The sequence below is a fragment of the Protofrankia sp. CiP1_Cm_nod2 genome (assembly GCF_920664355.1).
Classification (GTDB): domain Bacteria; phylum Actinomycetota; class Actinomycetes; order Frankiales; family Frankiaceae; genus Protofrankia.
The window spans coordinates 1-9349 of sequence record NZ_CAKKTL010000205.1 but is presented as its reverse complement, the minus strand read 5'-3'; the positions used below and the strand labels follow the sequence as shown (position 1 = coordinate 9349).

General features: G+C 71.7%; 8 protein-coding genes and 1 pseudogene. 5 read left to right on the top strand and 4 right to left on the bottom strand.

What is annotated here, in order from left to right:
- From NBW84_RS19040 to dnaA, 4 genes and pseudogenes are all read right to left on the bottom strand, one after another.
- A pseudogene (locus tag NBW84_RS19040) lies at window positions 1-218 on the bottom strand (hypothetical protein); the annotation flags it as partial.
- Window positions 208-1593, bottom strand: a complete 1386-nt coding sequence (locus NBW84_RS19035; protein WP_250286096.1) for a DNA replication/repair protein RecF — start codon at window positions 1591-1593, stop codon at window positions 208-210. The pseudogene NBW84_RS19040 and the gene NBW84_RS19035, both read right to left, overlap by 11 nt.
- Window position 1594: 1 nt before the next feature.
- Window positions 1595-2752, bottom strand: coding sequence for a DNA polymerase III subunit beta (dnaN, locus tag NBW84_RS19030; protein WP_250286095.1), 1158 nt, complete (start codon window positions 2750-2752; stop codon window positions 1595-1597).
- 845 nt (window positions 2753-3597) lie between these two features.
- Complete coding sequence (gene dnaA / locus NBW84_RS19025; protein ID WP_250286094.1) at window positions 3598-5109, bottom strand: chromosomal replication initiator protein DnaA; 1512 nt, start codon at window positions 5107-5109, stop codon at window positions 3598-3600.
- A gap of 337 nt (window positions 5110-5446) precedes the next feature.
- On the opposite strand from dnaA, the gene rpmH reads away from it, so the two are divergent.
- From rpmH to NBW84_RS19000, 5 genes are all read left to right on the top strand, one after another.
- Window positions 5447-5584: a 50S ribosomal protein L34 gene (gene rpmH, locus NBW84_RS19020; RefSeq protein WP_013871596.1), complete on the top strand. Its 138-nt coding sequence runs from the start codon at window positions 5447-5449 to the stop codon at window positions 5582-5584.
- 31 nt (window positions 5585-5615) lie between these two features.
- Window positions 5616-6101 carry a ribonuclease P protein component gene (gene rnpA / locus NBW84_RS19015; protein ID WP_250286093.1) on the top strand — a complete coding sequence of 162 codons (486 nt, stop codon included), beginning with the start codon at window positions 5616-5618 and terminating at the stop codon, window positions 6099-6101.
- A complete protein-coding gene (gene yidD, locus NBW84_RS19010) occupies window positions 6098-6622 on the top strand; it encodes a membrane protein insertion efficiency factor YidD (RefSeq protein ID WP_250286092.1) in 525 nt (174 codons plus the stop codon). The genes rnpA and yidD overlap by 4 nt, the downstream gene beginning before the upstream one ends.
- A 12-nt stretch (window positions 6623-6634) precedes the next feature.
- Complete coding sequence (gene yidC / locus NBW84_RS19005; RefSeq protein ID WP_250286091.1) at window positions 6635-8002, top strand: membrane protein insertase YidC; 1368 nt, start codon at window positions 6635-6637, stop codon at window positions 8000-8002.
- 108 nt (window positions 8003-8110) lie between these two features.
- The gene (locus tag NBW84_RS19000) at window positions 8111-8722 is read left to right on the top strand and encodes a R3H domain-containing nucleic acid-binding protein (protein ID WP_250286090.1); all 612 of its coding nucleotides are present in this window, start codon (window positions 8111-8113) and stop codon (window positions 8720-8722) included.
- Window positions 8723-9349: the final 627 nt, after the last annotated feature.

Below are 9349 nucleotides of genomic sequence, written 5' to 3'. Positions count from 1 at the left end.
AGGCCGGTGCCCGCGCGCCCGCCGGCACGGCCGGCCGCCAGCGCCCGTGCCCGCGCGTCCTCCTTCGCCCGAGCCAGGACGAGACGGGCGAGATCGGCCCCGCGCGCGGGCCGCTCGCCGAGCCCGTCCCCGTTCTCGCCCCCGCCCTCACGCTCGCTACTTCGAGTGACATCACTCTCGCCGTCCGGGGTATCCGGGGTATGCGGGTCATGCGACACGGCTGACCTTCCCATCCGCCACCGTGAACCGTGTCCCGGCCAGGACGGCGGGCACGTCCGCCTCGACCGCGGCGGTCACCAGCACCTGCTCGGCCGAACGGATCAGCTCCGCCAGCCGGTCCCGACGGTTCGCGTCGAGCTCGGCGAACACGTCGTCCAGCAGCAGGACCGGTTCGCGCTGATCGTCCTGGAGCAGCTCGAAGGACGCGAGCTTGAGCGCGAGGGCCAGCGACCACGACTCGCCGTGGCTGGCATAGCCGCGCGCCGGCCGCCCATTGATCGACAGCAGCAGCTCGTCGCGGTGCGGGCCGACCAGGGTCACCCCGCGTTCGATCTCCTGCTGCCGGACGGTGGCGAGCTCGGCGAGCATCGCCTCCGCCAGGACCGCCCGGTCGGGAACCGGCTGGCCATCCGCCTGGCTGCCCGTGTGGCCGTCTGTCTGGCCGGGCACCGGGCCGCCGGCCCGCTGGGCCAGGCGCGCGACCACGCTCGAGCGGTACTCCACAGCGGTCAGCTCCCGCTCGCCGGCCGGTGCCGCCGTACCAGCCGCGTCGGCCGCACTGGCCGCATCAGCTGTGGCAGCCGTGGCAGCCGTGGCAACCGATCCGGGCGGTGTGTCCGGCGCACCCGGTGCGTCCGCTCCAGCCGGCACGCCTGGTCCAGCTGACCCGGGTGATCCGGGCGGCCCGGCCGGCGGCCGGGTGGCAGGCTGGGCCGCGACCGCGCGGTAGGCGGTCGCCACCCGGGGGCGCAGCTGTTCGACCAGCGCCAGCCGCGCGGCCAGCAGCTCGCAGCCGTGCCGGACCAGGTGGGAGTCCCACGCGTCCAGGGTGCGCAGGTCACCGGCGCGGCCGGAGCGCCGCGCCGCCCCGGCCGCCCGCAACAGCGTCGACCGCTGGCGCAGGACCTTGTCGTAGTCGGCGAGCACACCGGCGAGCCGGGGGGCGCGGGCCACCAGCAGATCGTCGAGGAACCGCCGGCGCCCGGCCGGATCCCCCTTGACCAGGGCTAGGTCCTCAGGCGCGAAGAACACCATGACCAGCAGGCCGAGGACGTCGTGGGAGCGGGCGAGGGGTGCCCGGTTGAGCCGGGCCCGGTTCGCCCGGCCCGGAATGATCTCGATCTCGACCAGGGCGGCGCGGTCGTCCCGCGCGATCCGGGCCCGCACCGCGGCGCTCGCGGCGCCCTCGCGGACCAGCGGGGCATCCGAGGCCACCCGGTGGCTGCCGAGCGTCGCCAGGTAGCCGACGGCCTCCAGCAGGTTGGTCTTGCCCTGCCCGTTGGAGCCGACGAACGTGTTCACCCCGGGTTCGAGCAGCAGATCCAGTGCCGGATAGGACCGGAAGTCCACCAGCGACAGATGGGTGAGACGCACGTCACCCGGACAGCCGGATCGGCATGAGCAGGTACCGGTAGTCCGGGACCTCGCCGTCGTCGGGCGCCTTGCCGGTGAGGATGGCGGGCTTCTTGGACGCCTCGTCCGCGTCGTCGGCGCTGGCGAACCCGATATGGACGACGTCGGACTCCAGCGCACCCAGGCCGTCGAGCAGGTACGCCGGGTTGAAGGCGATCGACAACGGCGGCCCGCCGTAGCCGACCGGCAGCGTCTCCTGGGCCTGGGCCTCACCGCCGGCCCCGGCCTCCAGGACCAGTTGGTCGTCGGCGAAGCTCAGCTGGACCGGGGCGGTACGGGCGGCGACCAGCGCGACACGCTTGACGGCCTCGGCGAACGGGGCGATCTCGAGCTGGGCGGTCAGCGGCGAGCTGTCGGGCAGCAGCCGCTGGTAGGGCGGGAACGAGCCGTCCACCAGACGGGTGGTGGTCTGGCGGCCGGCACCGGCGAACCCGGCCAGCGCCTCCCCGGAGGGACCCGAGCCAAGGGAGATCGCGACCTCCACCCCACCCCCGGACAGGGACTTCGCCGTCTCGCTCAGCGTGCGCGCCGGCACCATGGCCACGCCGTCGGCCGTCTCGGACGCCGGGCGCCACTTCAGCTTCCGGACCGCCAGCCGGTAACGGTCGGTAGCGGCCAGGGTGAGGGCATCGCCGTCGATCTCGATCCGCACGCCGGTGAGGACGGGCAGGGTGTCGTCCTTGCCCGCGGCGACGGCGACCTGGGAGACGGCCCCGGCGAACGCCGCGCCCTCGATGTGGCCGGTGACCGCCGGCATCGGTGGCAGCGCCGGGTAGTCGTCCACCGACATGGTCGGCAGGGTGAAACGCGCGTTGCCGCAGGTGAGGACCACCCGCGCGCCGTCGGTGTACAGATCGACCGGCGCGGACGGCAGCGCCCTGGTGATCTCGGCGAGCAGCTTGCCGGAGACCAGGGCCCGGCCCTCCTGCTCGATCGTCGCGTTCACGCCGGACTGGGCGGCGACCTCGTAGTCGAAGGCCGCGACCGTCAGCGACGGCCCGGTGGCGTCCAGCATGAGGCCGGCGAGGACCTGAAGCTGGGAGGTCGCCCGGGTCGGCAGCGTGCGTGCCGTCCACGCCACGGCATCGGTGAAGTCGTCCCGTTCAACCCGGAACTTCATGATTCGCCCTTCTGAACCGTTCGTTCTCGTGACCACGCCGACCTGTCATGCCGGCTGCGCGCTGACAGGTGCAGGTCCCCGCCGGATGCTGCCGGTGGCCCGACGAACACGTTCGCAGGTCCGACCGCTGTCGTGCCGCTGCCTGTCCTCGTCGAGCCATGTCGAGCCACTGTTGAACCGTTGTCGGCCCACTGTTGGACCGCTGTCAGGCCACCATGCCGCATCCGGTACGGCGTTCCAGCATCGCAGGCTTCGGCCGGCGGCTCACAGCGGGGGCCGGCACACGGCCCGGCACGGGGGTGGGATCGCCACGGTGGCCCGCTGTGAGTGACGAGCTCTGACGAGTCCCCGGACGGCGGTCCGGAGGCGACGCGCGGACGATCATGCGAGGTTGTCCCCAGGCCCAACTTCGTCTGAGGTTTGTTCATTAGAGAAAGATCTAGTCCGTCGTGTTAGTAGGGCCGGTGGATACTGGGGATAACTTGCGTTTTCGCAGCTCAGGGGCTTGAGAGGGGGTGCAGATCGTGTGGATGCCGCTGTGCCCAACTCCGGTGGATATCCACCGCCGGCCTGGTTGTCCCCCGCTCGTCCCCGGTTGTTCGCAGTCTGTCCCCCGGCTGTGCACAGCTTCCGCACAGCCTGTCCCCGGTTACGCACAGGCCGCCGCGGAGCTTTCGTCCCCAGATTCCACAGGGTTTTCCACAAGCTGTGCACAAGACTCCACAGGGACAACGGCGTGGATCCGGCTACTGGGGGTAGTCCCTCCCCCTGTCCCGCCTGGGTCATGCCTGTCGGGCCAGGCGTACCCGTCGGGCCTGTCGGGCGAGCTGTGTCCGCCGGGCGGGTCAGGCCTGCCGGGTCTGCGCCCGGATGCGGTTGGTCAGTTCGGTGACCTGGTTGTAGATCGCCCGGCGTTCGGCCATCAGTCCCCGGATCTTGCGGTCGGCGTGCATCACCGTGGTGTGGTCCCGGCCGCCGAAGTGCTGGCCGATCTTCGGCAGTGACAGGTCGGTCAGCTCCCGGCACAGGTACATGGCGATCTGCCGGGCGGTGACCAGCACCCGGCTGCGCGACGTGCCGCACAGGTCCTCCATGGTCACGCCGAAGTAGGTCGCGGTCGCGTTCATGATCGCGGCAGCGGTGATCTCCGGGTCGGCCGCGTCCGGGATCAGGTCCCGCAGGACGATCTCGGCCAGCGTCCGGTCGACATGCGACTTGTTCAGGCTCGCGAACGCCGCCACCCGGATCAGCGCGCCCTCGAGCTCCCGGATGTTGCGCTCGATGTGGGTGGCGATGTACTCCAGCACGTCGCCGGGGACCGGCAGCCGCTCGGTGGCGGCCTTCTTCGACAGGATCGCGATCCTGGTCTCCAGGTCGGGCGGGGTGACGTCGGTGATCAGGCCCCATTCGAACCGGCTGCGCAGCCGGTCCTCCAGCGCCGAGAGCTGCTTGGGGGAGCGGTCGGAGGAGATGACGATCTGCTTCTCGGTGTCGTGCAGCACGTTGAAGGTGTGGAAGAACTCCTCCTGGGTGCGCTCCTTGTTCTCCAGGAACTGGATGTCGTCGACCAGGAGCACGTCGGTGTCCCGGTAGCGGCGTTGGAACGCCTGCTGCCGGTCGTCCCGGATCGAGTTGATGAAGTCGTTGGTGAACTCCTCCGAGCTGACGTACTTCACCCGCGAGTCGGGATACAGCTTCAGCGTGTAATGACCGATCGCGTGCAGCAGGTGGGTCTTGCCGAGCCCGGAGTCGCCGTAGATGAACAGCGGGTTGTACGCCTTCGCCGGCGCCTCGGCGACGGCCACCGCAGCCGCGTGCGGGAATCGGTTACTATCACCGATGACGAACGTCTCGAACACGTACCGTGGGTTCAGCCGGGTCGGCTCGTAGGATCGGGGCGCCGGGTCGCGCCCGAGGCCCGGGGTGATCCTGGCTGTGTCCGCCGCGGACGCCCCGGATGCCCCGGACACGGCGGACACGGCGGATGTGGCAGGCACGGGGGAGACCGGCAGCGGCAGCTGGATCGGCCCGGTCATCGGCTCCGGGTCGGGCAGGTGCTCGACGGTGACCGCCACCCGGATCTCTCGTCCATAGGCTGTGGACAAAGCTGTGGACAGAAACGGTCGGAGGCGGGAGTCGAGCAGGTCCTTGGTGAATTCGTTCGGGGCTGCGAGCAGCGCGGTGTCCTGGACGAGGCCGAGCGGACGGGTCAGGCGCAGCCACGCCCGCTGCTGGGCGGACAGGGTGCCGTCCGCGACCCCGGCGACGGCCTGTTTCCACACGGCGGACAGGTCCGGTTCCTCGACAGGCACCCTGCCTGACATGCCGGCGGAGGGGTCGGCGCTAAGGTCTGTCACGAGGCGGGCTCCTCCGAAGACGTCGGGCGGGTGGGCTTGAGCCGGACGCCCGTGGCCGCCCTGGCCAGGGCAGTTCTCCACATGGTCGTCCACAAGCTGTGTACGACCATGACACCGCACCGGCGAAGCCGGTTCCGCGCCGCCCCCACCTGACGTGCCCACGCGGCCGGCCGACACCCGCCGGCCTACTGCCGGCCCGCCCCGGCACGGCCGGGCTTGATAGTCTCAGGCGTCGGGTTGCGGCGACAGTGCGCTCTCGGGTGGGTGTCCCCACCGTGTTCTGTACCGTTTCCGTGGCTATCGTTGTCCTTTGCCCGTCTGGCGTCCGGAGTCCTCTGTGAGCAAGCGCACCTTCCAGCCGAACAACCGCCGGCGTGCCAAGACGCATGGTTTCCGGCTCCGGATGCGGACCCGTGCCGGTCGCGCCGTGCTCTCGGCCCGTCGCCGCAAGGGCCGCAGCGAGCTGTCCGCCTGAGATCCACCCGCGCCCCGGTCCTTCTCGCGTCATGCTGCCCGTTCGGAACCGTGTCCGGACCAGGGCCGAGCATGCCTCGGTCAGTGGCGCCGGCCGTCGCAGCCGCAGTGGCCCACTGGTCATCCACGGCCTCATCGTGGACAACCACGCTGTGGACGGCGGTCCGGAACCGGTCGCCGCACCTCCGCCACGGGTCGGTTTCGTCGTGGGGCGCAAGGTGGGGAACGCGGTCGTGCGCAACCGCGTCCGCAGACGCCTGCGGGAACAGGTCCGTGCCCGCCTCGACCGGATGCCCGCCGGGACGCTCATGATCGTGCGGGCCTTACCGGAGAGCGCCACCGCGTCCTCGGACGAACTGGGACGGGCGCTCGACCGGGGCCTGCGCGGCCGCCTCGTCCCAGCCACCCCGATCACCCCGATCTCTTCCGCCACAGCCGAGACAGGCGGGACAGCCGCGACCGGGACGGTCACGAGGCCCACCGGCACCGCTGGCGGCGCGGACCGGCAGGCACGATGAGCCGCGGTGGCGTTGCGCTGGCCGTGGGCCTGGTCATTGTGATCGACCTGCTCGTCGCCACCCGCCTGGCCGGGCGGCTCGCGCCCCGGATGTCCCGCGGCCGGGACGGCACGGTGCGCGGCCCGCTCGCCTGGGCGCTGCGTGCGATGATCTCTTTCTACCGGGCCGTCTGGTCCCCACGCAGCGCGGGGCTCTGCCGCTTCGAGCCGTCCTGCAGCGCGTACGGGCTGGAGGCGGTGCGCCGTTACGGCGGGGTCCGGGGCGGTCTGCTGGCGGTCTGCCGGCTGCTGCGCTGCCAGCCGCTGTCGGCCGGTGGCTACGACCCGGTGCCGGCGCGTGCCGGCGCCCCGCCAGGCCGTCCCGGACGCTTCGGCGGGCCAGCCGGTGAACGCGGTGCCCCCGCTGGTGAGCGGACCGCCCAGACCGTGACCGTGACCGTGGCCGTGGGTGCGCGGCAGCGGCTGGACCCGCACCCGAACTCGCCCGAACCGGCCGCGTCCCGCTGTGGCACGAGGGTCTAAGGAGACGAACCAGTGCTGGATCCCCTCTACCATCTCGCGGCGAACGCGATCGTCTTCTTTCACGGGGGCTTCGGGCCGATCTTCGGCCGGGACAGCTTCTTCGCGTGGGCGCTGTCGGTCGTCCTGCTGGTGATCTGCGTCCGGATCATGATCTTCCCGCTGTTCGTCAAGCAGGTGAAGGCCCAGCGGACGATGCAGCTGATGCAGCCGAAGATCAAGGAGATCCGGGACAAGTACGGCCATGACCGGCAGCAGATGAATTCCAAGATCATGGAGTTGCAGAAGGAACACGGCAACCCGCTGCTCGGCTGTCTGCCGATCCTGCTCCAGATCCCCCTGTTCATCGCGCTGTTCCACGTCTTCAGCCACCTGCGACCGGTCGACCGGCCCGGTGGCGTGCTGGACTGGGCCCCCCGGGTCGGGCTGTCCGCGCACCAGGTGCAGCAGATCGCCGAGGCCAAGCTGCTCGGCGTCTCGCTGTCCGCCTCGTTCACCTCGTCGTCGAAGTTCCTGGACTTCGTCCGGGCGGACGGGACGAACGTCAAGATTTTCGCGGTCGTGCTGATCGTCCTGATGGGTACGACGACGTTCCTTACCCAGCGGCAGATCATGGCGCGGACCGGGTCGGTCGACCCGCAGCAGGCGATCGTGCAGAAGGTCCTGCTCTACGGCTCCCCGATCATGCTCGCGGTGTTCGGCTTCCAGTTCCCGATCGCCGTCCTGCTGTACTGGCTGACCACCAACCTGTGGAGCATGGGCCAGCAGTTCTTCGTGATCAAAAAGATGCCGCCGCCGGCCCTGCAGGGCGCCGGTGGGCAGGTACCGACCACCCGGCCGGCGGCCGGGGCGAAGAACACGACCGGGACGAAGGGCGCGGCGTCGCAGCCGACGGTGGCCCGCCCCGCGCCGGGCGCCCGGCCCACCAGGGCCAGGAACCGGCCGGGTGCGGCCGCGGGCTCGACCGCCGCGCCGGCCGACAGGACGCCGGGCGGTGCCGATCAGGCCGAGCCCGGAGCCGGCAAGACGCTGAACGCCGACAAGGCCGTACGCAAGGCTCCGCCTGGAACCCGCTCTCCTCGCGGCAACACCTCGCAGTCCTCGCAGTCCTCGCAGCCGGCACAGCCGGCCCAGCCGAAGCAGCCGGCCCAGCCGAAGCAGCCCGCGCGCCCGTCGAAGGTGTCCGACGCGGCAGACGCCGACGATGTGGTACCGCAGCCGTCGCAGAACGGGTCCACTCCGGACAGGCATACCCCGGCCGGCGACGACGCCCAGCCCCGGGCGGGGAAGCCCCATGCCGCTGCGGGCGTCCGCCGGCACACCGGTGGTTCCCGGCCCGCCAAGCGACGCGGCAAGGGCGGCCGTCCCGGAGGCCGACGGTGACCATCCCCGCGGTGACCATCCCCGCGGCGACTATTCCCGTCGGGAATCGGCGCCGGGCCCGCCCGGCCCGTGACCCGCAGACGTCCACCCGTGTAAGGAGCTGCTCTGATGACCGGTTCCGCATCTGACCTGGCCGCCGACACCACGGTCAGCGGAGTCGGACAGGCCGACGACCTGTCCGCACCGGCCACCTCCCGCCCGGCGCCTCCCGACGGACAGGACGGCCCCGCCCCGACGACGGCGAGCAGCCGGCAACGGATCGCCGACCTGGAGCAGGAGGGGGAGATCGCCGCCGACTACCTGGAGGCGCTGCTCGACATCGTCGACCTGGACGGCGACCTCGACCTGGACGTCGAGGGGGAGCGAGCCGTGGTCGCCGTCGTCGGGGACGGGCTCGACCTGCTGGTAGGCAGCCGGGGGGAGACGCTCGAAGCGCTCCAGGAGCTCACCCGGCTGGCGGTGCTCCAGAAGACCGGTGTGCGCAGCCGGCTCATGCTCGACGTGGGCGGGCACCGCGCGCAGCGGCGGGCGGAGCTGCGCGACCTGGCCACGGCGGTCGCCGAGCGGGTGAAGGCGGGGGCCCAGCCGGAGAAGCTCAAGCCGATGACGCCGTTCGAGCGCAAGGTCGTCCACGACCTGATCGCGACGATCGACGGCGTCGTCAGCGAGTCCGAGGGCGAGGAGCCCCAGCGCCGCGTGGTCGTCCTCCCCGCGAGCTGACACCCCGCCAGCCGGTGAAGGTGTGCTGAACGCCCCTTCCCGCGGGCCGGCATCCGGCCCTTCCACGCGCGGGGCAGCCACACGGGGGGGCTAGGAAGAGGATCGGCGGACGCAGGACGGCGAGCTCAGAGCCGTCGCGAGGCATGGGGCTGAGGGCCGGTGCCCGCGTCCACCGGTTCCTCGTCCAGACGCGGGAACCGGCGGGTCGAGGTACGGAATCTCCGGGGGCTGGGACGGATCGTGGTGTCCGCCGGCTGGCCCCGCCGGGCACCGGGGGATTACAGGGGATCGCGGCGGTGTGGGCGCGGGCGCCCACACCCACAAGCTGGCACCCGGCGCCTCCAGACCATGCCGGGACAGCCAGCACACCGGCCGGGCAGCTCCGTAACCAAAAGAACGAGTACGGAAGTGGCTGCTCCAGCAACCACTTGTTCCCTCGCTTTCATGATTCGGTTGTGCGACGGCGGGCAGGGCGGGATGGGTGGTCGCCCGGGTGGAGGTAGGAGCCGGGTCCCGGGCGGTTTTGTTCGGAGTGCGTGTCGCCGGGCGGCGGTACGGGCGGTGATGGGTGTGGTCCCGGAAGGATAGGCTTCCGCGCCCGCCGCGCCCGCCGCGCCCGCCGCGCCC